This window comes from Paraplanobispora siamensis, assembly GCF_016863175.1.
Lineage (GTDB): Bacteria > Actinomycetota > Actinomycetes > Streptosporangiales > Streptosporangiaceae > Planobispora > Planobispora siamensis.
This window is the reverse complement of sequence record NZ_BOOJ01000057.1, coordinates 83,442-107,662: the sequence shown is the minus strand read 5'-3', so window position 1 is coordinate 107,662 and position 24,221 is coordinate 83,442. Positions and strand designations below refer to the sequence as shown.

Below are 24,221 nucleotides of genomic sequence, written 5' to 3'. Positions count from 1 at the left end.
CCGTACGGCGTGAGGAGGACCTCCCCGTGACCGCGACCCTTCCGGACTGGCTGTCCGGGATCCCCGCCGAGCAGCCGCACGCCCTGGCCTTCGCCACGGTCAGCGGAGCCCATTTATATGGTTTTCCCTCGCAGGACTCCGACGTGGACCTGCGCGGCGTGCACATGCTGCCGCTGGAGGAGATCGTCGGGCTGCGCACCGGGCAGGAGACCGTCACCCGCTCGTGGGTCCGCCACGGTGTCGAGGTGGACCTGGTCACCCACGACCTGGCCAAGTTCTGCCGCATGCTGCTGCGGCGCAACGGCTACGTCCTGGAGCAGCTGCTGTCCCCGCTGGTGGTGGCCACCTCGCCGGTCCACGAGGAGCTCGTCGCCGCCGCCCCGGGCTGCCTCACCCGCAACCACGCCCACCACTACCAGGGCTTCGCCCGGACCCAGTGGCGCCTGTTCGAGCGCTCGGGCGAGCTCAAGCCGCTGCTGTACACCTTCCGGGTGCTGCTGACCGGCATCCACCTGATGCGCGTCGGCGACCTGGTCGCCGACCTGACCCGGCTGGAGGGCGGCCCGCCGTACCTGGCCGACCTCATCGCGGCCAAGCGCTCCGCCGAGCACGGGATGCTCCCCGCCGACGCTCCCGACCGGGTACGGCTGGAGCAGGACGTCACCCGGCTGAGGGACACGCTGCAGGAGGCGATGGACTCCTCGGCGCTGCCGGAGGAGCCGGCCGCGGGCGAGGTCCTGCACGACCTCGTGGTGCGCGTGCGGCTCGGGGGGCGGTAGACGGGCCCCGGTCGCGGCGGCCCGGATCGCGGCGGCCGGGTCTTGACCGTACGGCCTCCGCCCGGGTCGCGGGGTTGCCCGTACGGGCTCCGCGGGGCCTTGACAGGCCGGGAGGGCGGGCAGAGCGTGACGCTCAGCCGCGTCCACACGAGGGGGCCGCCATGGCCGTACACGAGATCCGCATCGATCCCCGGCTCACCCTGCGCGAGGAGCCCGCGACCGGGCACAACCGCTGGCATCCCGACATCCCCCCGGTCGTGCGGTGCGAGCCGGGAGACGAGGTCGTCATGGAGACCCGCGACGCCTTCGACGGGCAGATGGGGCCGGGCGCCACGCTCAAGACCGTCGAGGCCCCCGATCTCGACGTCGTCCACCCGCTGACCGGCCCCGTCCACATCGAGGGCGCCCAGCCCGGAGACCTTCTGGAGATCGAGATCCTGGAGATCGTCCCGGACGGCTACGGCTACACCGTCCAGGTGCCCGGTTTCGGGTTCCTGCGGGACGTCTTCCCCGAGCCGTTCATCGTGCGCTGGCGGCTGGAGGACGGCTGGGCCACCTCCGGCGACCTGCCCGGCGTGCGCGTCCCCGCCGCGCCGTTCATGGGCACGATCGGCCTGTCCCCCGGGCACGAGGCGCTCGCCCGCATCACCGCCCGCGAGCGGGCCGCGATGGAGCGCGGCGGGTTCGTGCTGCCGCCCTCGGCCGACGGGGCGGTGCCGGCCGATCCGGGCATCGCCGCGCGGGGCCTGCGCACGATCCCGCCCCGGGAGCAGGCCGGCAACGTCGACATCAAGCAGCTCGGGGCCGGCACCCGGCTCTACGTACCGGTCGACACCCCCGGGGCGCTGTTCTCCGCCGGTGACGCGCACTTCGCCCAGGGCGACAGCGAGGCGTGCGGCACGGCCATCGAGATGAACGCGACGCTGCGAGTGCGCTTCGCCCTCCACCCGGGCGAGGCCGCGGCCAAGGGCATCCGGGGACCGAGGTTCGCCCGTTCCGACTATTGGGTGGCGCCGCAGTACGCCGCCCCCCGCAGCTTCTACGCCACGACCGGGATGTCGGTGGGACGCGACGGCGAGGTGGCCGCCGAGGACGCCACGCAGGCGGCCCGCAACGCGCTGCTGGAGATGATCGACCATCTCGGCGAGCGCGGGTGGAGTCCGCAGCAGGCCTACGCCATCTGCAGCGTCGCCGTCGACCTCAAGGTCAGCCAGCTGGTGGACGTGCCGAGCTTCCTGGTCTCGGCGTTCCTGCCCGAGGACATCTTCGCCGGCTGAGGAGGCTTCGGCTGAGGAGGCTTCATCGGCTGGAGGCTTCTCAGGACCTCTTTGACCTCAGGACCTCTTTGACCTCAGGCCCCCTTGAGCAGCTCCCACCAGGGGTCCAGCAGCGGCGGGTCACCGGCGTCGACGCGGTCGCCGGGGCGCGGGACGACGATCCGGACGTCGCGTGCCTTGGCCTCGTGCCGGAGCCGGTCGACGGGCTCAGCCCACGGGTGCAGGGCGAGGGTGAAGGTCGCCCAGTGCACCGGCAGCAGCAGGCTGCCGCCCAGGTCGAGGTGGGCGGTGACCGCCTCCTCGGGGTCCATGTGGATGTCGGGCCAGCTCGGGCTGTAGGCGCCGATCGGCATGAGCGTGAGGTCGAAGGGGCCGTGGTCGGCGCCGATGCGCGCGTAGCCGTCGAAGTAGCCCGAGTCGCCCGCGTAGAACACGCGCTTGTGCGCGCCCGCGACCACCCACGAGCCCCACAGGGTGTCATCGCGCCTGAAGGTCCGCCCGGAGAAGTGACGGGCCGCGGTCGCGACGAAGCGCAGGCCGGCGACCTGGGCCTCCTCCTCCCAGTCGAGCTCGATGATCCGCTCGGCGGGCACGTCCCAGCGCTCCAGGTGGGCGCCGATGCCCAGCGGGACCAGGAACGGCGTCTCCTGGGTCCTGGTGAGCGCGCGGATCGTCGCCCGGTCCAGGTGGTCGTAGTGGTCGTGTGAGATCACGACGGCGTCCAGCGCCGGCAGGCCGGCCAGGCTCACCGGCAGCGGGTGGATGCGGCGCGGGCCCACCATGGGGACCGGCGAGACCCGGTCGCTCCACACCGGGTCGAACAGCACGCGCCGTCCCTCGATCTCCACCAGCGTGGTGGCGTGGCCGTACCAGACGGCGCTCAGGCCGTCCTCGGCCGGCGGGGTGGCCGGGGAGGTCACCAGCGGGACCGGGGCGGCGGGCTTGCGCCCGTCACGGTCGAAGACCAGCTCGCGCAGCAGTTTGGGCAGGCCCTCCGGCGGCGGCGTGGACGTGCCGGGCACGGTGTTGTGGAAGGCGCCGTCGCGGAACTGCGGCGAGCGCAGCATCCGCTCCAGCCGCGCTCCCCCGGCCCTGGCGCCCAGCTCGGCCGGGACGTCCTTCAGGGACCACGCGGCGGCGGCCAGCGCCAGCCCGCCCGCGACGAGACGTCCTGCGGATCGTGTTCCTGCCATCTTCGATCAACTCCCCGGACTTGACCCGTCTCGACCCCGTATCGTCCAACTGGCGGCGTGCTCCGGGTGTTCCCGGTGCCTTCCGGAGGCGGGGTCGCGTGCGTCACAGGCGGACGGCGACCGGGCCCCTCAGGCTCTCAGGCCCTCACGGACGATCGCGAGCATGCGGGCGCGGGCCACCGGGTCCGCACCGCTCCGCTCACGGTCGATGCAGCCGGTGAGCAGGGCCTTGACGTCGGCGATGTCGGCATCGGCCCGTATCCCGCCCGCCTGCTGGGCCCGCCGCAGGAGCTCCCGCCACGCCCCCATGACGTCGTATCTGCGCTCGGCCTCGACGGACCGGAAGTCGAACCCCGAGCCCGCCAGGGCGTCGACCAGGCCGCGGTTGTTCGCGCCCTCCTCGACCATGAGCGCGAAGAAGGCGAAGAACGCCTCGCCGTACTCCGCACCCTCGGCCAGCGCCTCGGCCCGCTGCACGAGCTGCTCCATCCGGCTGAGCAGGATCGCCTCGAACAGCGACTCCTTCGTGGGGAAGTGCCGGCTCACGGTGCCGGTGCCCACGCCGGCCCGCCGGGCGATCTCGTGGACCGACACCGACAGCCCTTCGGCGGCGAAGGTCTCGGCCGCCACCTCCAGCACCCGTGCCCTGTTGCGCTGGGCGTCGGCACGCAACGGCTTGCTCATCGAGGTACGGCTCCAGGAGACGATAGACAACCGGGACGGCCGTCCCGTATATTCACCATCAACCGGGACAGTCGTCCCGATTCTACCGAACCCCACCCCCGGATGGAGACACCTCATGCGTACGGTCAATCTCGGCGGAGGTCTTCGGGTGTCCGCCGTCGGCCTCGGCTGCATGGGCCTGAGCGAGTTCCTCGGCCCGACCGACCACGACGAGTCCCTCACCGCCCTGCGCGAGGCCGCCGACCTCGGCGTGACCTTCCTCGACACCTCCGACTACTACGGCGTCGACTCCGCCAACGAGCGCCTGATCGGGGAGTTCCTGGCCGATCACGGCCGCGACGGGATCACCGTCGCCACCAAGTTCGCCGCCGTCCGCGCTCCGGGGACCGGTGAGCTCGTGGGGGTGCGCAGCGACCCCGAGTACGTCCGCGCCGCCTGCGAGGCGAGCCTGCGCCGTCTGGGCACCGACCACATCGATCTCTACTATCTGCACCACCCCGACTTCACCACCCCGATCGAGGAGACCGTCGGCGCCATGGCGGAGCTCGTCGCCGCGGGCAAGATCCGCCACATCGGGCTGTCCAACGTCTCCGCCGCCGAACTGCGGGCCGGGCACCGGGTGCATCCCGTCACCGCGGTGCAGAACGAGTGGTCGCTGTTCACCCGCGAGGACGAGGAGGCGGTGGTACCGGCCTGCGCCGAGCTGGGCATCGGATACGTCGCCTACGCGCCCTTCAGCCGGGGTTTCCTGACCGGCCGCCACACCTCCGCCGACGGGCTGGCCGAGGACGACATCCGGCGCGGCCTGCCGCGCTTCGAGACCGCCAACGCCGAGCACAACGCGACCCTGCTGGCCCCGGTCCGGCGCATCGCCGACGCCCGGGGGGCGACGATGGCCCAGATCGCCCTGGCCTGGCTGCTCCAGCGTTCCGACGCGCACGGGATCCCCGTGGTCCCGATCCCCGGAACCCGGAGCCCGGCCCGGCTGCGGGAGAACGCCGGCGCCGCCGGCATCACGCTGACCGACGAGGAACTCTCCGCGCTCGACCCCATCGCCGGCCAGGTCAAGGGAGACCGCATGCCCCCGCCCCCCGACCTCGGCTGACCCGGCCCGCCCGGAAAACCGGCCCGGCCCCGACTGACCCGGCCCGCCGGGAAACCGGCCCCGGCCCGGCGCCCGGCCTCACGCCAGGTGCCGCTCCACGGTGGCGACCTTGGCCTCCATCCGGCCGCCCCCGCCCTCGCGGATGTCGGCCTTCAGCACGAGGCTGACCCGCCCGCAGCGGGCCTCGACCGCCGCGACCGCGTCCTTGACCACGGCCATCACCTCGTCCCAGCTGTCGCCCTCGACGGTGGTGAACATGGCGTCGGTCCGGTTGGGCAGACCGGAGGCGCGCACCACCCGTACGGCCTCTGCGACGAGCTTGCCGACGTCCTCCCCCGCGCCGATCGGCGTCACGCTGAACGCCACGAGCACCGACATACCGCCTGCCCTCCTTCTCCGGGACCGTCCCGGCCGATCCCTACAGTAAAGGCCGCCGGCCGGGGGAAGCGGGCTTCCCCCGGCCGGCGGCCTGCTGTGGTGCGCCGGTCGGTACGGCGGCTGCCGGTACGGCGGCCGTCAGTACAGCAGCTGGATGTCGGTACGCCGGTTCTCGGCGCGGCCCGCGGCGCCGATGGTCCCGGTGGAACCGGTCAGCTGCACGGTGACGTCTCCGCCGAGCTGGGGCGGGGCCGGGGCGCTGGAGGCACCGGTGACGTCGCCGGCCCGATGAGGGGAACGACATCACGACTCCGCACACCCGGGAGCGCCCGCGCCCGGCGGGCGCGAATGCGGCGCCGAGCAGGGCCGCCTCCGCCGGGTGCGATCACCGGCGGTTTTCCGTCACCGCTCCGGGGAAGCCGATGCCTCTATCCGCGATATAGGAGGCATGATGACGCAGATCTCCCCCCGCAAGAGTCCGCGTCCGGGGTTGCCCTTCGCCAAGCCACCCTTCGCCAAGGCGTACTCCTTCGTCCTGGTCACGGGGTTGTTCTTCCTGTTCTCCTGGGTGGGACAGTTCGTCTTCCAGTTGTTCGCGTTCCAGAACGAGCAGGGTCAGCACGGGCAGGACTTCGCCTGGGCCGAGTTCCTGCCCGAGTTCCTCGCCTCCACGCTGGAGAACTGGCAGTCGGAGTTCCTGCAGCTGATCTGGCAGGCGGCGGGCCTGGCCTTCCTGTATCACTGGGGGTCATCGCAGTCCAAGGAGAGCGATGATCGCATGGAGGCCAAGCTCGACGCCCTGCTGCAGGAGCGCGGGATCGACCCGGCCGACCTCAGCCGCCACTGATCGCCTCGGCGGTCGTTCCCCGCTGACCGTGCCGCCGGCCGTCCCGTGCCCGGCGCGGCTCAGACGGCCGAGGTCACCGTACGGTCCACCGTGACGCTCACCGGGTCGCCCCGCCGTACGGTGCCCGGCCGGGTGACTACCATGATCACGCCGAAGATGTTCCGGTGCCTGTCGATCAGCCACTTCTGCAGCGCGGGCCAGCGCTCCCGGCCGGTGGGGTCCCAGCTCGGCACGGCGCACCTGATGCACGGCCCCGCCACGTCGCCGGCCACCGTGAACTCCGCCTCGCCCGCCGACAGCACGGTCCCGGCCGCCCAGTCCTCCTCGTCGAAGGCGGGCGCGTCGAGCTCCAGGTGCAGGTTGGGCCGGAACCTGAGCAGGTCCACCTCCCGGCCGAGCTCCTCCTCCAGCCCGGCCCGGGAGGACTCGAAGGTGACCAGGACGGTCGGGCCCCGGTCCTGCTGGCCGTCGGCGGCGCGCAGGCTCAGCGGGACGCCCAGCGACCGCGACAGCTCTCCGGGCAGCTCCGGGTGGTCCCACGCCCAGGAGGTCCCGTCGGGCGCCGTCAGAACCGGGGCGTCCCCGCCGTCGTAGGCGCTGCGCCAGTGGAGCATCTCGGCCCGCTGCCGGACGGTCAGCGTCCTGCCCGCGTGGTTGTCCCGCTCGTCGATCAGCGCGTAGGCGCGGTCCCCGGCCATCCCCCGCCCGTCGAAGCGGCCCTGCTCGACCTCCTCGCCCCGCAGCGACTTGACCGGCCACCGCAGCACCCGCCGCACGCTCCCCTGATACGTCGTCATGCCTGAGAAAATAGCGATCTCACGCCCGCCGCGCCGAGCCGGGTCCCCGCCCTGCGCTCTGCCCGCCGGCCTTCGGCCGTGAAGATCCGCGAACATGGACGCATGAGAGTACGCATGCCCCGCACCGTCGCCGAGGCCGAGGCGATCCAGGACGAGCTGCGGCCGCTGCTGGACCTGACCGGTCCCGGTCCCGAGCGGCCCGCCACGGTCGCCGGGGTGGATGTGGCCTACGACGGGGACCGGCTGGCTGCGGCGGTGGCCGTACTCGACGGGACGACGCTGGAGGTCCTGGAGGAGGTGACCGTCACCGGCCGCACGGCCTTCGACTACGTCCCGGGCCTGCTGGCCTTCCGCGAGCTGCCGGCCCTGCTCGACGCGCTGGAGCGGCTGAGGGTCGTCCCCGAGCTTGTCGTCTGCGACGGGTACGGCCTGGCCCACCCGCGCCGTTTCGGCCTGGCCTGCCACCTGGGCGTGCTCACCGGCCTGCCGTCGATAGGGGTGGGCAAGACCGCGTTCGTCGGCTCCCACGCCGAGCCGGGCCCCGCCCGCGGCTCGCAGGCGGACCTGGTCCTGGACGGCGAGGTCGTCGGCCGGGTCCTGCGCACCCGGGACGGCGTCAAACCGGTCTTCGTCTCCGTCGGCCACCGGGTGGACCTCGGCACCGCCTGCCGCAACGTGCTCAACCTCACCCCGGCCCACCGGCTTCCGGAGACCACCCGCGTCTCCGACCGGCTTTCGCGCGCCGCACTGTCCGGCGCTCGGTAGAGTCGCAGGAATCATGAGAAAGCACACGATCACCGCGTTCTGGGAGGAGATTCCCGACGACGCCGACGACCTGGTCCTGGTCAGGGGCGGCTTCCGGGTCTATCTCTGCCTGTGCGGCACGCAGCTGCGCGACCGGACCGCGGCCGAGCTGCACGCGGCGGAGACCGGCCAGTGCACCACCTGCCTGGGCTCCACCTCGGAGGACATCCTGCCCGGCTACTCCCAGCGCTGCACCTCCTGCGCCGGGACCGGCCGGCGCAGGACGCAGCTGCAGTGGCAGCTCGCCTACGCCGAGGCCGAGGTGATGATCGGCGTCGACACCGTCAAGACGGTGATCGACCCTCTCACCGGGCCCTTCCGGCTGTCCGAGGTCGCCGACGCCGTCCGCGAGGCCCTCGACCTGCCCGTGGGACGCCTGCCCGTCGGGCCGCGCGTGCGCGACATCCTGCGCGGGATGGAGGCCGCGGGCGAGCTGGTCATGGTCTCCGCCCCCGACGAGCTGCTGCGCGGCACCGCCGTGGTGCTCTACCGCGATCCCCTGTGGGAGAAGATCTCCGGCTGACGCTTCCGGGCCGGACGGACGGTCAGCGCTCCTCGAGCACCTCCCCGACCGGGCGCCGCACGGCCGCGGTCTCGTCGAAGGAGAAGCCCAGCCTCATGATCATCTGTGGGTACTCCCCGGAGCACAGCTCCTGCCGCAGGAACTCCCGCAGGTGGAACATCTCCAGCGCCTGGGTGTGGAAGGCCGCCGCGACCCCGCGGCCGGAGGCGTGCAGCAGCACGCGCTGCAGCGCCTGACCCGCCGCGATCCAGTCCTGCCGGGAGTCGCCCTCTGTGGTCAGCAGCGCGACCGCACCGGTGGAGGTGGAGACGAACTGGTCGGCGTCGTTGCCCCACGAGTGCCCCTTGGCGTAGTCGCGCTGGGGGAAGTGCGGGCTGGTACGGCGCGGCTCGCGGGGATAGGCCTCGGCCGGGACGCCGTCCTTGCGCGTGCTGCCGGGCGGCCGGGCCCAGCGGATCACCTCCAGGCTGAAGACGCGGTCCTGGGACTGCACGTCCTGGGCCGCCGAGGTCAGGGAGGCGACCACCCGCACGGCGGCCGGTGAGCGGACCGGCGTCAGCCGCGCCCCCTCGGCGCCGGCCTCGGCGGCGAGCGCGTCGATCAGGCGGTCCGGCACGGGCAGCTCGGTGAACCCGGCCCGGTGGGTACGGCGGCGCTCGACCTCGGCGCGCATCGTCCGGGTGTCCTCGTCGGGCCGCGTGTTCTCCCCCAGACGGACCGTCGCCAGCAGCGACAGACGGTCGGGGTCGGGCAGCACGCTCACCAGCGGCTCGTAGCCGAGCGCCCGCAGCGTCAGCCGTACGGTGAACAGGGCGGCGCCGCAACTGATCGCGAGCTCCCGCCCCTCGGCGTCGCCCACCCTCAGCTTCCTGTCGGTGTCGGCGCGCAGTGCGATCTCGTCATCCTCGATGACGAAGCTCCACGGCTGGGTGTTGTGCACCGACGGCGCGTACACGGCGGCCTCCACCGCCGCGCGGAGCGCGAAGGCGGTCTCCTGCTCCGTGCGGGTCGCGGATCTGCTGTCGTCCATGGTCGGCCTCCTTTCCTCCAGGGTCACGGGACGGGCGCGGGAGCGGCAAGCGGCGGAAGTCCCCGGCCGCGGGGGACCTACGTCCCGCTGCCGGTGAGCCGGCGGCGGAACACCCAGTACGTCCAGCCCTGGTAGGCCAGCACCAGCGGGGTGAAGACGACCGCGACCCAGGTCATCACGGTCAGCGTGTACGGCGAGGAGGAGGCGTTCTCGACGGTCAGGCTGTGGGCCGGGTCCAGCGCGGGCATCACGTCGGGCCAGAGGTTCCCGAACAGGGTGACGGTCACCGCGACGATGGCCACCGCGTTGGCCGCGAACGCCCGGCCGTCGCGGCCCCGCCGGGTCGCGGCCAGGGCGCCGGCGATCCCGGCCGCGGCCAGCGCCGCGCTCACCCAGGTGGCGGGCCTGCCCGCGGTGAGCTGCGTGATCACCAGGAAGGCCCCGCCGACCGCCAGCGCCGCGAGGCCGGCCTTCCCGGCCAGGCTGACCGCGCGGGCGCGCAGGTCCCCGGTGGTGCGCAGGGCCAGGAACAGCGCGCCGTGCAGGACGAACAGGACGAGCGTGGCCAGGCCGCCGAGCAGCGCGTAGGGGTTGAGCAGCGTGAGCAGCGAGCCGGTGTACTCGTGGTCGGCGTCGAGCGGGACGCCGCGGACGATGTTGGCGAAGGCCACCCCCCACAGGAAGGCGGGCAGCAGCGAGCCGAAGAACATCGCCCGGTCCCAGCCGCGCGTGCTGTCGCTCTTGTTGCGGTACTCGATGGCGACCCCTCGCAGGATGAGCGCGACGAGGATGAGGAACAGCGGCACGTAGAAGCCGCTGAACAGGGTGGCGTACCACTCGGGGAAGGCGGCGAAGGTGGCGCCCCCTGCGACCAGCAGCCAGACCTCGTTGCCGTCCCAGACCGGGCCGATGGAGGCCAGGACGGTCCGGCGGTCGGCCTCGTCGCGGCCCAGCACCGGCAGCAGGATGCCGACGCCGAAGTCGAAGCCCTCCAGGACGAAGTAGCCGGTCCACAGCACGGCGATGAGCAGGAACCAGACGGTGGTGAGTTCCATGGGAGATCCTCAGCAGTCCTCGGTAGTCCTCGGTGGCCCTCAGTAGGAGAGCGCGGGGGCGGTGTCGGTCCCGGCCTCGGTGCCGGACTGCTCCTCCACCGGGCCGATCTTGATGAACTTGAGCAGCAGCCGGATCTCGATCACCGCGAGCACGGCGTAGAGCAGGGTGAAGCCGACCAGGGTGAGGGCGACCTCGGTGACGTCGACGCCGGGCGAGACCGCGGCGGCGGTGCGCATGATCCCGTAGACGGTCCACGGCTGGCGGCCCATCTCGGTGAAGATCCAGCCCAGGGAGTTGGCCAGGAAGGGCAGGCCGATGCCGATGACGGCCAGCCGGTGGAACCAGGGGCCGCCCGGGAGCCGGCCGCGGCGGGTGAGCCAGAGCCCGGCCAGCGCCAGCAGCCCGGCCAGCACCCCGAACCCGATCATCAGGCGGAAGGACCAGTAGGCGATGCCGACGACCGGCCTGTAGTCGCCGGGGCCGTACTGGGCCTCGTAGCGGGCCTGGACGTCGTTGATGCCCTCCACCTTGCCGTCGAGGGTGTTGGTGGCCAGCAGGCTGAGGCCGTACGGGATCTGGACGTTGACGTGGTTGCGGCCGTTCTCCACGTCGCCGACGGCGAACAGCGAGAACCCGGCGGAGGTCTCGTCCTCCCACAGCGCCTCCGCGGCGGCCATCTTCATCGGCTGCTGTTCGGTCATGATCTGCGCCTGCCAGTGGCCGCTGAAGGCGACCCCGGCCGAGGCGACCAGCGTGACGGCCAGCGCCACGCGCGCCGAGACGCGGAACAGCTCGACGTCCTTCTTCTTGAGCAGCTTCCAGGCGCTCACACCGGCGACGAACGCCCCGGCGGTGACGAACGCGCCGAAGATCACGTGCGGGAAGGTCACCAGGGTCGTGGAGTTGGTCAGCACCGCCCAGATGTCGGTCAGCTCCGCGCGGCCGGTCTCCGGGTTCATCCGGTAGCCGACCGGGTGCTGCATCCACGAGTTGGCGGCCAGGATGAAGTAGGCCGACAGGTTCGTGCCGATGGCGGCCAGCCAGATCGTCATCAGATGGAGCCGGGGCGGCAGCCTGTCCCAGCCGAAGATCCACAGTCCGAGGAAGGTGGACTCCAGGAAGAAGGCCATCAGCCCTTCCATCGCCAGCGGGGCGCCGAAGACGTCGCCGACGAAGCGGGAGTAGTCACTCCAGTTCATTCCGAACTGGAACTCCTGCACGATGCCGGTGACCACGCCCATCGCGAAGTTGATCAGGAAGAGCTTGCCCCAGAACTTGGTCAGTCTCAGGTAGGTGGGGTTCTTCGTCCGGTGCCAGGCGGTCTGCAGGCCGGCCACGATGATCGACAGGCCGATCGTCAGGGGGACGAAGAGGAAGTGGTAGACCGTCGTTATCCCGAACTGCCAGCGGGAGAGGTCCAGGACGTCCATGGGTGCTCCGTATCGCGAGTGACTGCACGGCAGCCTCCCGTGTCCCGGCCGCCCCACCGTAGGGCCGGGCGTCCCGCGGGTCCGGGACCAAGGCTCTCGCCGGTGAGGACCAAAGTCCTCACCGGCCCTCCCGCCGCGCGGGCCGCGCGCCCGGCGGGTTAGAGTCGTCCCGCCCTGGGGAGATCCGGAAAATGACCCGGGTCGCGGCTCCGCGCCGCCCCCGGGCGGACCGCGGGGTCCGCATCCGCCTTCCGCCTCGTCTGTTGGGAGAACCCATGACCGAGCACGCGTCCGTCCCGGAGAAGCTCGATCCGCAGGAGTGCCTGCAGCTGATCTCCCCCGGCGGCATCGGCCGGGTGGCCTTCAACGACCCCGGCGGACCGGCGATCCTGCCGGTCAACTACGTCCTGCGGGACAACTCCGTGATCTTCCGTACCGCGGCCGGCGGCACGCTCGACATGGGGCTGCGCACCGGCATGGCGGGGGTGGACTTCAAGGTCGCCTTCGAGGTCGACCGGTTCGACGAGGCCGAGCACACGGGCTGGAGCGTGGTCGTGCGGGGCGGCGCCCACCTCGTCTCCTCCCCCGAGGAGCAGGCCGAGCTGGAGAAGGCGGAGGTCCACCCCTGGGCGGGCGGTGACCGCCACCTCTACGTCAAGGTCGCCGCGACCGAGGTCACCGGCCGCCGGGTCGGAAACGGCTCGTGACCCCGCCCGGATCGGTGTCCCGGCCGCATCCGTGTTTTGATGGGTCGTCCGGGATCGGGCGGTCGGGCCGCCCACGGAGACGGTGAGGAGAGTTCGGGAGTATGGGTGTGATTCGCGTGGTCCTCGTGGACGACCACGAGGTGGTACGGCGCGGCGTGGCCGCACTCCTTGACTCCGAGGACGACATCGAGGTCGTCGGCGAGGCCGGGACGGCCGAGTCGGCGGTGGCCAGGATCATCGCGCTCCAGCCGGACGTGGCGGTGCTGGACGTGCGCCTGCCCGACGGCAGCGGCGTGGACGTCTGCCGGGAGGTGCGCTCGGCCCTGCCCGGGCTGGCCTGCCTGATGCTGACCTCCTTCGCCGACGACGACGCGCTGTTCGACTCGGTGATGGCCGGCGCCTCCGGCTACGTGCTCAAGCAGATCCACGGCTCCGACCTGATCGGCGCCGTGCGCACCGTGGCCTCGGGGCAGTCCCTGCTGGACCCGCAGACCACCGCGGCCATGCTGGCGCGCCTGCGCGACCAGGAGAGCAAGAAGGATCCGCTGGCGGCCCTGTCGGAGCAGGAGCGGCAGATCCTGGACCTGATCGGCGAGGGGCTGACCAACCGGCAGATCGGCGAGCGGATGTTCCTGGCCGAGAAGACGGTCAAGAACTACGTCTCCCACCTGCTGGCCAAGCTGGACATGCAGCGGCGCACCCAGGCCGCGGCCCTGGTGACCCGGCTCAAGGCGGAGAAGGGCGACCGGGGCGAGCGCCGCTCCTGGTGAGCGCGGCGGGCCGGGCGCGGCGGCCGCGAGGCCCGGGCGGCCGCCGAAATTGGGCCTTACCGGAAAGAATCCTTACTAATAGCCTCCTGGTGTGGATCTAGAGGTTCGTCATCTACGGGCGATCTGCGCCATCGCCGAGGCGGGCAGCATCTCCAGGGCGGCGGTCGTCCTCAAGATGTCCCAGCCCGCACTCGCCGCCCAGTTGCGGCGCATCGAGCGCATGTTCGGCGGCCCGCTGTTCGAACGCGGGCGCGAGGGGGCCCGGCCCACCGAGTTCGGCGCGTGGGTGCTGGTCCGGTCGCGGTCGCTGCTGCCGGCCTTCGACGAGCTGCGGCGCGACGGCATGCGCTACGGGCATGCGGCCGATCGGCCCAGGATCAGGGTCGGCTGCATGTCCAGCCACCTGGCGATCAACGTCATCACCTGCCTGGGCGAGCTGTTCGCCGACGCCGACATCGTCGCGCGCACCGAGGAGGCCATGGACCTGCTGCCCGGACTGCTGGAGTCCCAGCGGCTGGAGCTGGCCACCCTCGGCGACTACCCCGGCCGCGAACTCGTCCCGCCGCCCGGCGTGGCCTACGCGAACATCGCCGACGAGCCGATCTTCGTCGGGCTGGCCGAGTCCCACCCTCTGGCCGCCCGGCAGGAGATCGAGTTGCGGGACCTGGCCGAAGAGGACTGGGGGATGCACGCCCTGGCCGAGGCGGGGCACCGCGAGCACTTCTGGACGGCCTGCGCCCAGCAGGGCTTCGAGCCGCGCGTGGCCTACTCGGCCGACCTCAGCCTCGCCCTGGACCTGATCGCCTCGGCCCGGTGCGTGGGCATGTTCCAGGCGACCAGCAAGGGATACGCCGGGATCGCCATCCGCCCGCTGGCCGAGACCCCGCTGCGGTTCCGGCACATGATCGGCTGGACCGAGCAGGGGCCCGTCGCCCTGCGCGCCTCCGCTCTGGTGGAGGCGGTCACCAGGTCCTACTGGGCCGAGGTGCGCCAGGTGCCCGTCTACGCCGACTGGCTGGATCGGCACGGCCCGCTGCCGCACCTCGGATGAGGCTCCGCCGGCCCGTCCATATCGCTGCGTTATGGAATTTCGTGGGGTACTCGGCCACGCGTTCCCGATGACAGCTTTGGTCCAGCCCAAACCGTCGGGGAACGCCCGGGCGGGGTGCGCCGTACGGCGCACCCCGCCGGGTCTCCCCGGGCTCCTTGCATCCCTCAACCCCCAAGGGAACTCGAGAGGAGTCACCCCGAGTGAACCCCAAGGCCAGGCTGGGCGTGGTCGCCGTACTGGCGGCCGTCGCCCTGACCACCACCTCGGTCGTGAGCGCCACAAGCGCCACCGCGACCCCGGCCGGCGCCGGCGCCGCGTTCACCGCTCCGCCCTCCTTCGCCCCGCCGGACCCCGAAGCGCGCAAGCACGCTCTGGCCACCGCCGAAAGCGCTCTGGTCGTCGAGGCCGATGACATCGCCAGAGGCGAGGATGACGTCTTCTCCCTGAAGAAGACGACCTCGGTCGGCGGCATGCAGTTCCTCACCTACGCCCGCACCTACCACGGGGTGCCCGTCTACGGCGGAGACGTGGTCGTCTCCACCGACAGGACCGGGCTCGGCGTCGCGGACGTCGGCACGGCCCAGACCACCGAGCTGGAACTCGACACCCGGACCAAGATCACCGCAGACCAGGCCGCGCTCAAGGCGCGCTCCCTGCTCACCGCGGTGGAGAGCGTGACCACGCCCGGACTGGTCGTGCACGCCCTCGGAGACAAGCCGCGGATGGCCTGGGAGCTGGTCGTCACCGGCCGGGCCAAGCGCGCCCCGAGCACCCTGCACGTCTACATCGACGCGCTCGACGGCTCGGTGCTCAGCTCCTGGGACGCGGTCCGGCACGGAACCGGCCAGGGCTTCTACAACGGCAACGTGACCATCACCACGTCGGGTTCCTACACGATGCGGGACACCACCCGCTCCGGCCTGGCGTGCGGCGGCCAGAACGGCCAGCCGTACACCAAGACCACCGACTCCTGGGGCAACGGCCAGGGCACCAGCCTGGAGACCGCCTGCGTCGACGCGTTCTACGCGGCGCAGAAGGAATGGGACATGCTCCAGGAGTGGTTCGGCTACCGGGGCTTCACCGGTGAGGGCGGCGGCTTCCCCGCCCGGGTCGGGCTCAACGACGTCAACGCCTTCTGGAACGGGTCGTACACCAACTTCGGCCGCAACCGGGCCGGCAACCAGCAGGCCACCCCGATGGACGTGGTCGGCCACGAGTACGGCCACGCCATCTTCGAGTACGCCGGCTCCGGCGGCGCGGGCGGCGGCAACGAGTCCGGCGGCCTCAACGAGTCCACCGGCGACATCTTCGGCGCCCTGCTCGAGCACTACGCCGCCAACCCCAACGACCCGGCGGACTACCAGGTCGGCGAGGAGGTCAACCTGGTCGGACAGGGCCCGATCCGCTACATGTACCGGCCGAGCACCAACGGCGACCCGGACTGCTACAGCTCCTCGATTCCCAACACCGAGGTGCACTCCGCGGCCGGGCCGCAGAACCACTGGTTCTACCTGCTGGCCGAAGGCACCAACCCGCCCGGCAAGCCGGCCAGCCCGACGTGCAACAACACGACCCTGACCGGCATCGGCATCCAGAACGCCGGCCGGATCTACCTGGCCGGCCTGAACATGAAGACCACCGGCAGCCGGACCCACGCCCAGTCCCGCGCCCAGACGCTGGCCGCCGCCAGGACGCTGGATCCCACCTGCGCCCAGTTCAACGCGGTCAAGGCCGCCTGGAACGCGGTCAACGTCCCGGCCGGAGCCAACGAGACCTGCACCCCGCAGGGCGGCGGCAACGACTACTCGGCCTCGATCAGCCCGGCCTCGGCCACCGTACAGCCGGGCCAGTCGGCCACCGCCACCGTCAGCACCATGGTGACCAGCGGAAACGCCCAGTCCATCACGCTGCGGGCCGCCACCCTGCCGGCGGGCGTGACCGCCTCCTTCAACCCGGCCGCGATCAGTTCCGGGCAGACCTCCCGGCTGACCCTGGCCACCACCTCCGCCACGCCGACCGGCACACACGCCGTCACGCTCACCCTCGACGGCGCGGACGCCGACAAGCAGCTCGGCTTCAACCTCGTCGTCGGCGGCCAGCCCGGCGGCCAGGCGCCGGACATCCCGGTCGCCAACGTCACCGCGCACCTGAACCAGCTCCAGTCGATCGCCTCCGGCAACGGCGGCACCCGGGTCTCCGGCGGCGCGGGCTACACCGCCTCGCTCACCTACCTCAAGGGCAAACTGGACGCGGCCGGGTTCCAGACCCGGACCCAGTCCTTCACCCTCGGCGGCAGGACCCATACCAACCTGATCGCCGACTGGCCGGGCGGCCCGGCGAACCAGACGGTGATGCTCGGCGCCCATCTGGACAGCGTGCAGGCCGGACCGGGCATCAACGACAACGGCTCGGGCTCGGCCACCCTGCTGGAGGTCGCCCTCGCCCTGCCGGCGAACCGGCCCGCGCTCACCAAGCACGTGCGCTTCGCGTGGTGGGCCGCCGAGGAGAGCGGCATGAACGGCTCGACCTACTACGTCCAGAACGGCGGAGCGTCCGGAGTCGAGGCCTACCTCAACTTCGACATGACCGCCTCCCCGAACCCCGGATACTTCGTCTACGACGACGATCCGGCCATCGAAGGCCACTTCAAGGCCTTCTACGCCTCGATCAACGTCCCCACCGAGATCGAGACCCAGGGTGACGGACGCAGCGACCACGCCCCGTTCAAGAACGCGGGCGTGCGGGTCGGCGGCGTGTTCACCGGAGCCGAAGGCGTCAAGTCCGCCGCCCAGGCGGCCAAGTGGGGCGGGAGCGCGGGCCAGCCCTTCGACCGCTGCTACCACTCCGCCTGCGACACCTCCGGCAACGTCAACTCCACCGCGCTCGACCGCAACGCCGACGGCGCCGCCTACGTCCTGTGGAAGCTCGCCGTCGGGGACACCCCGCCGCCGGTGGACGACTACACGATGTCGGTGAGCCCGTCCTCGGCCACCGTCCAGCCCGGCGGATCCGCCTCCGCCACGCTGAACACCACGGTCACCTCCGGGAACGCGCAGAGCGTCGCGCTGAGCGCCACCGGCCTGCCCTCCGGGGCCGCGGTGACCTTCAGCCCGGTGACGATCACCTCGGGGCAGTCCTCCGCGGTGACCGTCACCACCTCGGCGGGCACTCCCCCGGGGACCTACACCATTGCCCTCAACGGTGACGGCGCCGCCTCCGACCGCTCGGCCGCCTTCACCCTCACCGTCGGCGGCGGCCAGGGCGGCACGACCTGGGAGCCCTGGAAGCCGTACGCCGCGGGCGACGTGGTGACCTACAACGGCGTCAGCTACCGCTGCCTGCAGGGCCACACCTCGCTGCCCGGCTGGGAGCCGCCGAACGTCCCGGCGCTCTGGCAGCGGAACTGACCGGGCTGCCCGGGTGAGATAGATAGCCGGTACGGCGGGCGGGCATGGCCGCCCGCCGTACCATCACCCGGCTGAGTCGCTCAGCACGCGGAACGTGATGCCGGCCCGCTGGAGGCGGCCGATCAGCGCGTCGCCCATCGCCGCGGCGGTGGTCACCTGGCCCGAGACCTTCGGCAGGTCGTCCAGGGCCAGGCAGAGTGCCGACTCGCCGAGCATCTTCGCGGTCTCGCCGTAGCCGGGGTCGCCTCCGGCGACCTCGGTGACCACGCGCCGGCCGCCGCCCCGGCCGTCGAAGGTCACCTTGAACCAGCTCTCGGCCCGCTGCTCGGGGGTGGGCCCGTCACCCTGCTCGAAGCGGGTGAGCAACCACGACCGCACGGGCGGGAGCTGGGCCAGCACCGACACCGCCCCGGCGCCCGCGGCCAGGCCGACGGCGCTGGACAGGTGCTTGACGGCGACGTGGTGCCGGTAGGCGAAGTCGGGACCGTAGCGCTCCAGCGCGCGGCCCGAGCGGGCGACGATCTGCGGGTCGATCGTGGGCAGCGGCAGTGCCCAGCCTCCCACGTAGTGCGGCGTCCCGGGCCCTCCCCGCACCCTGCGCCCCGCGGGGCGCTCCTCCGCCCTGCGCCGGGCCGTCGCGGCCTGCGCGGTCTGCCGGGCGCGGGAGACCGCGGCGACGGCGGAGTGCACGGTCCCGCCCGAGGGCCTGCCGTTGCCGCGCACGTACCCGTCGACCCGGATCGGCACGCCCTCGGGAAGCCGGTCGACCGTGAAGTAGACGCCCAGGTCGTGCGGGATCGAGTCGAACCCGCACGCGTGCACGATCTTGGCGCCGGTCTCCTGCGCCCGCGCGTGGTGGCGGGTGAACATCAGGTCGACGAACTCCGGCTCGCCGGTGAGGTCGGCGTAGTGGGTGCCGGCCTCGGCGCAGGCGGCCACGAGCGGCTCCCCGTGGTGGATGTAGGGGCCCACGGTGGTGGCGACCACCGTGGCCTGGCGGGCCACCTCGGCCAGCGAGGCGGGGTCTCCGGCGTCGGCGTGCAGCAGCGGCAGGTCGGGTCTGGCGATCCGCTCTCTGACGGCCTCCAGCTTGGCCCGGTTGCGCCCGGCCAGCGCCCAGCGGCAGCCGGGACCGGCGGCGCCGGCGAGGTAGTCCGCGGTGAGCGCGCCGGTGAACCCGGTGGCGCCGAACAGCACGATGTCGTACGGGCGGTCGTCGGCCATGGACGAGCCCTCCTTTTCAGCGGGCGGATCCGGACGGGCGTGCAGGGATCGTACGCCGCGACCCCCCTGCCCCACCCGATATGTCCATCTCGTCCTGCATACCCGGCGTGTCCTCTCCGTCCGGTGTGGCCGCCGAATCCCGTGCCTGCTCGGGAGTGAGAGCCCTCCCGCGCTCGTGTTCTGCGGCGAAGCGGTCCTCGCCCAGCGCCTCGCGCACCCGCGTGGTGACCCGTGCCGTGTCGACGCCCTCGGCGACGGCCAGCGGCGCCTCGTCCACCCCGTGCACGGCCTCGGCCGCGCCGAGCAGGCGGGCGGCGAGATCGTGGCTGCCGCGCAGGGACAGCGCCCCGGCCATGCCGAGGAGGATGACGGACGTCCCCCGGGGGGTGCCCAGCCTGACCGCGAGGTCGAAGGCCTCCAGGTGCAGGGCCAGGGACCCGGCCGCGTCGCCGCGCTGCTCGGCCACGAAGCCGAGCTCGGAGACGATCATCGGCAGGTACGGCGGCGGCGTCCCGCCGTCCTGGCGCGGCGCGGCGTCCAGTACGGCGCGCAGATGGGTCTCGGCGCGGTCGAGCCGCCCGTCCCGGCGGGCGGCGAAGGACAGGCCCATCCTGGCGAAGACCTGCCCCGCCTGGTGGCCCTGCTCGACGCTCAGCCGCAGGGCCCGCTCGCACAGCTCCTGCGCCCCGGCGTAGTCGCCGCGCTGCAACGCGATCCAGCCGAGCCAGGCCAGCCGCGCGGAGACCTCGGTCCACAGCCCGAGCTCCTCGGCCATGCGCAGGCCCTCCTCGTGCATGCGGCCGGCCTGCTCCAGATCACCGACCATCTCGGCCAGCGCGCCGAGCCAGCCGGAGGCCTCCAGCCGGCCCCAGCGGTCGCCGAGCTCGCCGAACAGCTCCGCGCTGCGCTCGCCGTCGGCCCGCAGCGCTGCCACATCGCTCCGCACGTGCGCGAGCTTGGCCCGGGTGGCGAGGGCGGCGGCCGTGCCCCACCGGTCGCCGAGCTCCTGGAAGACCGGCAGCGCCCGCTCGGTGAGCTCCGCGGCGGCCTCCAGGTCTCCGAGGTCCAGCCCGGCGTAGCCCAGGAACCATTCGGCCCTGGCCCGCCCGCCCGGGTCGTCGGCGGCCTCGTAGGCCTTCAGGACCGCCTGCCTGCGGACGTCCCGGTCGGCGGCGTCGCCGTACAGGAAACCGATCCCGACCTGCCAGGCCATCGCCCCGGCCACCAGCGCGGGATCGGGCGGCCGGACGCCGGTCTCCGGCGCGGACGCCCCGGCGGGCGGCTCGGCCGTACGGACCCCGCCGGGTGGCGCAGCCGTACGGGAGCCGCCGGCGCCCGCGGTCTCCGGCGCCGCCAGGGACAGCGCCGCGGCCAGCGACCGCCGGGCCTCGGCCAGGCGCCCGCGCAGGAACCAGTACCAGGAAAGCGCGTTGACCAGGCGCAGCGCCCCCTGCGCGTCGCCGTCCTCGACGGCGGCGGCGAGCGCGGCGCGCAGGTTGGCCGCCTCGGCGTCCAGGCGCCGCAGCCACCGCCGCTGGCCGCCGCCGTACAGCTGCCGCCCGGCCTCCTCGGCCAGGGCGGTGTAGTGGCGGCGGTGCCACCGCCGCAGCCTGCCGGCCTCCCCCGCCTCGCGCACCCGGTCGGCGCAGTAGGCCGCCACCGACTCCAGCAGCCGGTAGCGGGGCCCGTCCGCGCCGTCGGCCAGGGCCACCAGGGAGCGGTCCACCAGGCGGGTCAGCAGATCCATCACCTCGGCGGCCGGCAGATCGTCACCGGCGCAGACGGCCTCGGCGGCCTCCATGGTGCAGCCGTCGGCGTGCACGGCCAGCCGGCGCAGCACGACGCGCTCGGCGTCGCTCAGCAGCTCCCAGCTCCAGTCGATCATCGCCATCAGCGTCTGCTGGCGCGGCGGGGCGCCCCGGTGGCCGGTGGCCAGCAACCGGAACCGGTCGTCCAGCCGGTCCACCAGGCCGTGCACGCCCAGCGTCCGCACCCGCGTGGCCGCCAGTTCCAACGCCAGCGGGATGCCGTCCAGCCGGCGGCACAGCACCGCGACCGCCGGGGCGGTCTCCTCGTCCAGGGTGAAACCGCGCGCCGCGGCGGAGGCGCGGGTCACGAACAGCCGGACCGCCCCGGACTCCCGCAGCTCCTCGATCCCGGCGGCTGGGTCGGGCACCTCCAGCGGGGGAACGGCCCAGACGACCTCCCCGGCCAGGGCGAGCGGTTCCTGGCTGGTCGCCAGGACCCGCAGCCCGGGAGCGGCCCGCAGCAGCGACTCCACCAGCCCGGCGACCGGCTCGATCACGTGCTCGCAGTTGTCCAGCACCAGCAGCAGCCGCCGGGCGCGCAGCGCCTCTGCGAGCCGGCCCGCGGCCGTCGCCGGCCCGCCCGGGTCCGCGGCGTCCCGGATGCCCAGCACCGTCATGACCGCCTCGGCCAGACGTGGCACGGCGTCCCGGTCGGCGGGCCGGTCGAGCGCGGCCAGCTCGACCAGCCAGACGCCGTCGGGGAACAGCTCACGCGCGGCGAGGGCCGTCCCGGACGCGGAGGGGCCCACCGACGCCTCGGACGCGGACAGGTCCGCCGGTGTCCCGGACGACGGCGAGCCCTCGAACGTCCCGGGCGCGGGCGGGTTCACCAGCCGGCCGGCGGCCTCCACCGCCAACCGGGTCTTGCCCACCCCTCCGGGGCCGGTGAGCGTCACCAGCCGGTCCGCCGCCAGCCGGGCGAGGATCCCGGCGACCGCCTCGTCCCTGCCGACCAGGCCGGTGATCGGCGCGGGCACGTTCGTGGCGGGTGCGGTCCCGGGTACGGCGGACGCCGCGGGGGCCGGTACGGCCGACGTCACGGGGTCCGGTACGGTCGCAGGCGGTGGAGGCGGCGCCGTGGCCGCCGGGGGCGCGCTCCCGTCAAGAGCGGGCGCGTTCCGCTGCGGGCCGGGCGCCGGGGACGCAGCGGGGACCGGAGACGGGGCGGGGGCGGTCAGCGACGGGTCCTGGGTCAGGATCGCCCGGTGCAGGGCGGCCAGCTCGGCGCTCGGGTCCAGCCCGAGTTCGTCGGCGAGCATGGTCCGCAGCTCCTCGTAGCTGGCCAGGGCCTCGTTCTGCCGGCCGGAGCGGTACAGCGCGCGCATGTGCGCGGCGCGCAGCCTCTCCCGGAACGGGTAGCCGGTCAGCAGTTCGCGGAGCTCTCCGGCCAGGGCGGCGTGCTCGCCCAGCTCCAGTCGTATCTCCGCCCGGTCCTCCTGCGCGGCCAGCCGCTGCTCGGTCAGGCGGGTGACGGCGGGCCAGGCGAACGGCTCGTCGGCGAAGTCCGCCAGCGCCGGGCCCCGCCAGACGGCCAGCGCGTCGGACAGCAGGTCCGCCCTGGCCCGGGGGTCGCGGGCCCGGCCGGCCTCGGCGAGCAGGGCCCGGAACACGTCGGCGTCGGTCTCGCCCCTCACGAGGTACCCCGCCGGGTGGTGGGCGACCAGCTCGCGGGCGCCCGGCTCGGCGTCCTCCAGCGCCCGGCGCAGTTGCGAGACCTTGGCCGACAGCGCACCCGCGGGATTGCCGGGCGGGTCCTCGCCCCACAGGTCGTCGATCAACCGGTCGGCGGGCACCGGCCGCCCCTCGTGCACGAGAAGGTCGGCCAGCAGGGCACGGACCTTCAGCCCCGGGATCGGCACCGGCTCACCGCCGGCCGTCCACACCGCCAGCGGCCCCAACACCCCGAAACGCATGGCAATCACGATAACGGCCGCCCCGTCCCCTCACCCCGTAAGCCGGCCGGGCGAAAGCCGTAAGACCACGAGAAACGACGGGCGGGAGCCGTAAGGCGGCGAGAAACAAACCGTAAAGGGGTCCGGGCATCGTAGGAGACGTCAAAGCGAGACGGTCGCGAAGGAGGCGGAACGGATGTGCGGACAGACGCCGGAGGACGGGCGGCTGCGGCTGGCGGTCATCATCGCCAGTACCCGCAACGGCCGGTTCGGCCCCACGGTCGCCGACTGGTTCACCGCCAGGGCCCGCAGGCGGGCCGACCTGGAGGTGGACCTGATCGACCTGGCCGAGGCGGATCTGCCGCAGACCCTTACCGATCAGGACGAACCCCTCCCACAGCGGGTGCGGGACCTGGCGCCGCGGCTGACCGCAGCCGACGCCTTCGCGGTCGTCACACCCGAGTACAACCGGAGCTTTCCCGCTCCGCTCAAGACGGCCATCGACTGGTACTACGAGGAGTGGCACGCCAAGCCCGTCACCTTCGTCGCCTACGGCAGGGAGTCGGGCGGCCTGCACGCCGTCGGCCAGTTGCGCCAAATCTTCACAGAACTGCATGCCGTGGCGATCTGCGACGCCGTCGTCCTGCCACGTTACTGGGAGCTGTTCGCAGCCGACGGCAGCTGGCCCAAGGCCTCCGCTCCATGCAACGACGAGGCCGCGGCCGCGCTCGACCGGCTGACCTGGTGGGCTCGCGCTCTGCGGGAGGCCCGGGTCAGGCAGCCCTACAAGGTCTGAACACCTCTTACTTCACCTGCTTCACCACATGATCGAACACCGGAGGAAACAATGAGGAAGATCATCGCTTCGACCTTCGCGACGCTCGACGGCTTCATCGACGACCCGCACCTGTGGGCCCTGTCGTACTCCGACGCGGAGTCCCAGAAGTACTCTCTCGATCTCCTGCTGGGCAGCGACATCCTCCTGCTCGGCCGGGTCACCTTCGAGGGCATGGCCCAGGCGTGGCCCTCCATGTCGGGCGACCCCTACTCCGACAAGGTCAACGCCATGACCAAGTACGCGGTCTCCTCCACCCTGCAGGAGACCGACTGGAACAACTCGAGCGTCATCCACGGGGACGACCTGCTCGCCGAGGTGAACCGGCTCAAGCAGCAGCCCGGCGGGGACATCATGATCTGGGGCTGCGGCCGGCTCACCGACACGCTCGCCGAGCACGGGTTGCTCGACGAGTACAAGATCTGGATCTACCCGGTCGTCAAGGGCGGCGGGCAGCCCCTGTTCCGCGAGGGCACGGAGGCGACCATGGAACTCGTCGACAACAAGACGTTCGAGTCGGGAACCGTCCTCCTGACCTACCGGCCGGTCAAGACGAGCCCGGCCCCGGCGTCCGCCGGCTGATCACCGGGCTCGCACCGAGGCGCCTGCCGGGAGCGGAACGCC

At 72.8% G+C, this 24,221-nt stretch carries 21 protein-coding genes; 12 read left to right on the top strand and 9 right to left on the bottom strand.

What is annotated here, in order from left to right; all coding sequences use genetic code 11:
- Window positions 1–26: 26 nt before the first annotated feature.
- Window positions 27–779: a nucleotidyltransferase domain-containing protein gene (locus tag Psi01_RS32490; RefSeq protein WP_204067951.1), complete on the top strand. Its 753-nt coding sequence runs from the start codon at window positions 27–29 to the stop codon at window positions 777–779.
- A gap of 161 nt (window positions 780–940) precedes the next feature.
- Window positions 941–2,056 (top strand): acetamidase/formamidase family protein, encoded by a 1,116-nt coding sequence (locus tag Psi01_RS32485; protein ID WP_204067950.1) that lies wholly within the window; start codon window positions 941–943, stop codon window positions 2,054–2,056.
- Window positions 2,057–2,130: 74 nt separating this feature from the next.
- On the opposite strand, the gene Psi01_RS32480 is transcribed toward Psi01_RS32485, so the two are convergent.
- Together Psi01_RS32480 and Psi01_RS32475 are read right to left on the bottom strand one after the other, a co-directional pair.
- Window positions 2,131–3,249 (bottom strand): MBL fold metallo-hydrolase, encoded by a 1,119-nt coding sequence (locus Psi01_RS32480; RefSeq protein WP_204067949.1) that lies wholly within the window; start codon window positions 3,247–3,249, stop codon window positions 2,131–2,133.
- 129 nt (window positions 3,250–3,378) lie between these two features.
- Window positions 3,379–3,933 (bottom strand): TetR/AcrR family transcriptional regulator, encoded by a 555-nt coding sequence (locus Psi01_RS32475; protein WP_239128188.1) that lies wholly within the window; start codon window positions 3,931–3,933, stop codon window positions 3,379–3,381.
- A gap of 115 nt (window positions 3,934–4,048) precedes the next feature.
- On the opposite strand from Psi01_RS32475, the gene Psi01_RS32470 reads away from it, so the two are divergent.
- Window positions 4,049–5,038: an aldo/keto reductase gene (locus tag Psi01_RS32470; RefSeq protein WP_204067948.1), complete on the top strand. Its 990-nt coding sequence runs from the start codon at window positions 4,049–4,051 to the stop codon at window positions 5,036–5,038.
- A 78-nt stretch (window positions 5,039–5,116) separates the two neighbouring features.
- On the opposite strand, the gene Psi01_RS32465 is transcribed toward Psi01_RS32470, so the two are convergent.
- Window positions 5,117–5,416, bottom strand: a complete 300-nt coding sequence (locus Psi01_RS32465; RefSeq protein ID WP_275424625.1) for an MTH1187 family thiamine-binding protein — start codon at window positions 5,414–5,416, stop codon at window positions 5,117–5,119.
- A 451-nt stretch (window positions 5,417–5,867) separates the two neighbouring features.
- On the opposite strand from Psi01_RS32465, the gene Psi01_RS32460 reads away from it, so the two are divergent.
- The gene (locus Psi01_RS32460; RefSeq protein ID WP_204067947.1) at window positions 5,868–6,263 is read left to right on the top strand and encodes a DUF6766 family protein; all 396 of its coding nucleotides are present in this window, start codon (window positions 5,868–5,870) and stop codon (window positions 6,261–6,263) included.
- Window positions 6,264–6,322: 59 nt separating this feature from the next.
- Here the strand turns inward: Psi01_RS32460 and Psi01_RS32455 are convergent, their stop codons facing one another.
- Complete coding sequence (locus Psi01_RS32455; protein WP_204067946.1) at window positions 6,323–7,060, bottom strand: MOSC domain-containing protein; 738 nt, start codon at window positions 7,058–7,060, stop codon at window positions 6,323–6,325.
- A 102-nt stretch (window positions 7,061–7,162) separates the two neighbouring features.
- Between Psi01_RS32455 and Psi01_RS32450 the strand changes: the two genes are divergently transcribed.
- Together Psi01_RS32450 and Psi01_RS32445 are read left to right on the top strand one after the other, a co-directional pair.
- On the top strand, window positions 7,163–7,825 hold the full coding sequence (locus Psi01_RS32450) for an endonuclease V (protein ID WP_204067945.1): 663 nt from the start codon (window positions 7,163–7,165) through the stop codon (window positions 7,823–7,825).
- 13 nt (window positions 7,826–7,838) lie between these two features.
- Window positions 7,839–8,387: a hypothetical protein gene (locus tag Psi01_RS32445; protein WP_204067944.1), complete on the top strand. Its 549-nt coding sequence runs from the start codon at window positions 7,839–7,841 to the stop codon at window positions 8,385–8,387.
- Between the two features lie 22 nt (window positions 8,388–8,409).
- Here the strand turns inward: Psi01_RS32445 and Psi01_RS32440 are convergent, their stop codons facing one another.
- The 3 genes from Psi01_RS32440 to Psi01_RS32430 all read right to left on the bottom strand — a co-directional run bounded on the left by Psi01_RS32440 (window position 8,410) and on the right by Psi01_RS32430 (window position 11,903).
- Window positions 8,410–9,417, bottom strand: coding sequence for an Acg family FMN-binding oxidoreductase (locus tag Psi01_RS32440; RefSeq protein WP_204067943.1), 1,008 nt, complete (start codon window positions 9,415–9,417; stop codon window positions 8,410–8,412).
- Between the two features lie 77 nt (window positions 9,418–9,494).
- The gene (gene cydB, locus Psi01_RS32435) at window positions 9,495–10,472 is read right to left on the bottom strand and encodes a cytochrome d ubiquinol oxidase subunit II (protein WP_204067942.1); all 978 of its coding nucleotides are present in this window, start codon (window positions 10,470–10,472) and stop codon (window positions 9,495–9,497) included.
- A gap of 39 nt (window positions 10,473–10,511) precedes the next feature.
- The gene (locus Psi01_RS32430) at window positions 10,512–11,903 is read right to left on the bottom strand and encodes a cytochrome ubiquinol oxidase subunit I (protein ID WP_204067941.1); all 1,392 of its coding nucleotides are present in this window, start codon (window positions 11,901–11,903) and stop codon (window positions 10,512–10,514) included.
- Between the two features lie 275 nt (window positions 11,904–12,178).
- Between Psi01_RS32430 and Psi01_RS32425 the strand changes: the two genes are divergently transcribed.
- The 4 genes from Psi01_RS32425 to Psi01_RS32410 all read left to right on the top strand — a co-directional run bounded on the left by Psi01_RS32425 (window position 12,179) and on the right by Psi01_RS32410 (window position 17,838).
- Window positions 12,179–12,610: a pyridoxamine 5'-phosphate oxidase family protein gene (locus Psi01_RS32425; protein WP_239128187.1), complete on the top strand. Its 432-nt coding sequence runs from the start codon at window positions 12,179–12,181 to the stop codon at window positions 12,608–12,610.
- A 101-nt stretch (window positions 12,611–12,711) separates the two neighbouring features.
- Window positions 12,712–13,380, top strand: a complete 669-nt coding sequence (locus Psi01_RS32420; protein WP_275424624.1) for a response regulator — start codon at window positions 12,712–12,714, stop codon at window positions 13,378–13,380.
- Between the two features lie 91 nt (window positions 13,381–13,471).
- Window positions 13,472–14,431 (top strand): LysR family transcriptional regulator, encoded by a 960-nt coding sequence (locus Psi01_RS32415; RefSeq protein WP_204067939.1) that lies wholly within the window; start codon window positions 13,472–13,474, stop codon window positions 14,429–14,431.
- Between the two features lie 200 nt (window positions 14,432–14,631).
- Window positions 14,632–17,838 (top strand): M28 family peptidase, encoded by a 3,207-nt coding sequence (locus Psi01_RS32410; protein ID WP_204067938.1) that lies wholly within the window; start codon window positions 14,632–14,634, stop codon window positions 17,836–17,838.
- Window positions 17,839–17,901: 63 nt separating this feature from the next.
- On the opposite strand, the gene Psi01_RS32405 is transcribed toward Psi01_RS32410, so the two are convergent.
- Both Psi01_RS32405 and Psi01_RS43655 read right to left on the bottom strand, forming a co-directional pair.
- Window positions 17,902–19,062, bottom strand: a complete 1,161-nt coding sequence (locus Psi01_RS32405) for a saccharopine dehydrogenase family protein (RefSeq protein WP_204067937.1) — start codon at window positions 19,060–19,062, stop codon at window positions 17,902–17,904.
- A gap of 16 nt (window positions 19,063–19,078) precedes the next feature.
- On the bottom strand, window positions 19,079–22,783 hold the full coding sequence (locus tag Psi01_RS43655) for an AfsR/SARP family transcriptional regulator (RefSeq protein ID WP_239128186.1): 3,705 nt from the start codon (window positions 22,781–22,783) through the stop codon (window positions 19,079–19,081).
- Between the two features lie 175 nt (window positions 22,784–22,958).
- Here Psi01_RS43655 and Psi01_RS32395 point away from each other — a divergent pair, with 175 nt between their 5' ends.
- A complete protein-coding gene (locus tag Psi01_RS32395; protein WP_204067936.1) occupies window positions 22,959–23,558 on the top strand; it encodes an NADPH-dependent FMN reductase in 600 nt (199 codons plus the stop codon).
- A gap of 51 nt (window positions 23,559–23,609) precedes the next feature.
- Window positions 23,610–24,179: a dihydrofolate reductase family protein gene (locus Psi01_RS32390; protein WP_204067935.1), complete on the top strand. Its 570-nt coding sequence runs from the start codon at window positions 23,610–23,612 to the stop codon at window positions 24,177–24,179.
- The last annotated feature ends 42 nt before the right edge of the window (window positions 24,180–24,221 follow it).

Coding starts and splice junctions, on each gene's coding strand:
- Psi01_RS32485 (WP_204067950.1), top strand. CDS start 941: ATGGCCGTACACGAGATCCGCATCGATCCCCGGCTCACCCTGCGCGAG.
- Psi01_RS32480 (WP_204067949.1), bottom strand. CDS start 3,249: ATGGCAGGAACACGATCCGCAGGACGTCTCGTCGCGGGCGGGCTGGCG.
- Psi01_RS32475 (WP_239128188.1), bottom strand. CDS start 3,933: ATGAGCAAGCCGTTGCGTGCCGACGCCCAGCGCAACAGGGCACGGGTG.
- Psi01_RS32470 (WP_204067948.1), top strand. CDS start 4,049: ATGCGTACGGTCAATCTCGGCGGAGGTCTTCGGGTGTCCGCCGTCGGC.
- Psi01_RS32465 (WP_275424625.1), bottom strand. CDS start 5,416: ATGTCGGTGCTCGTGGCGTTCAGCGTGACGCCGATCGGCGCGGGGGAG.
- Psi01_RS32460 (WP_204067947.1), top strand. CDS start 5,868: ATGACGCAGATCTCCCCCCGCAAGAGTCCGCGTCCGGGGTTGCCCTTC.
- Psi01_RS32455 (WP_204067946.1), bottom strand. CDS start 7,060: ATGACGACGTATCAGGGGAGCGTGCGGCGGGTGCTGCGGTGGCCGGTC.
- Psi01_RS32450 (WP_204067945.1), top strand. CDS start 7,163: ATGAGAGTACGCATGCCCCGCACCGTCGCCGAGGCCGAGGCGATCCAG.
- Psi01_RS32445 (WP_204067944.1), top strand. CDS start 7,839: ATGAGAAAGCACACGATCACCGCGTTCTGGGAGGAGATTCCCGACGAC.
- Psi01_RS32440 (WP_204067943.1), bottom strand. CDS start 9,417: ATGGACGACAGCAGATCCGCGACCCGCACGGAGCAGGAGACCGCCTTC.
- cydB (WP_204067942.1), bottom strand. CDS start 10,472: ATGGAACTCACCACCGTCTGGTTCCTGCTCATCGCCGTGCTGTGGACC.
- Psi01_RS32430 (WP_204067941.1), bottom strand. CDS start 11,903: ATGGACGTCCTGGACCTCTCCCGCTGGCAGTTCGGGATAACGACGGTC.
- Psi01_RS32425 (WP_239128187.1), top strand. CDS start 12,179: ATGACCGAGCACGCGTCCGTCCCGGAGAAGCTCGATCCGCAGGAGTGC.
- Psi01_RS32420 (WP_275424624.1), top strand. CDS start 12,712: ATGGGTGTGATTCGCGTGGTCCTCGTGGACGACCACGAGGTGGTACGG.
- Psi01_RS32405 (WP_204067937.1), bottom strand. CDS start 19,062: ATGGCCGACGACCGCCCGTACGACATCGTGCTGTTCGGCGCCACCGGG.
- Psi01_RS43655 (WP_239128186.1), bottom strand. CDS start 22,783: ATGCGTTTCGGGGTGTTGGGGCCGCTGGCGGTGTGGACGGCCGGCGGT.
- Psi01_RS32395 (WP_204067936.1), top strand. CDS start 22,959: ATGTGCGGACAGACGCCGGAGGACGGGCGGCTGCGGCTGGCGGTCATC.
- Psi01_RS32390 (WP_204067935.1), top strand. CDS start 23,610: ATGAGGAAGATCATCGCTTCGACCTTCGCGACGCTCGACGGCTTCATC.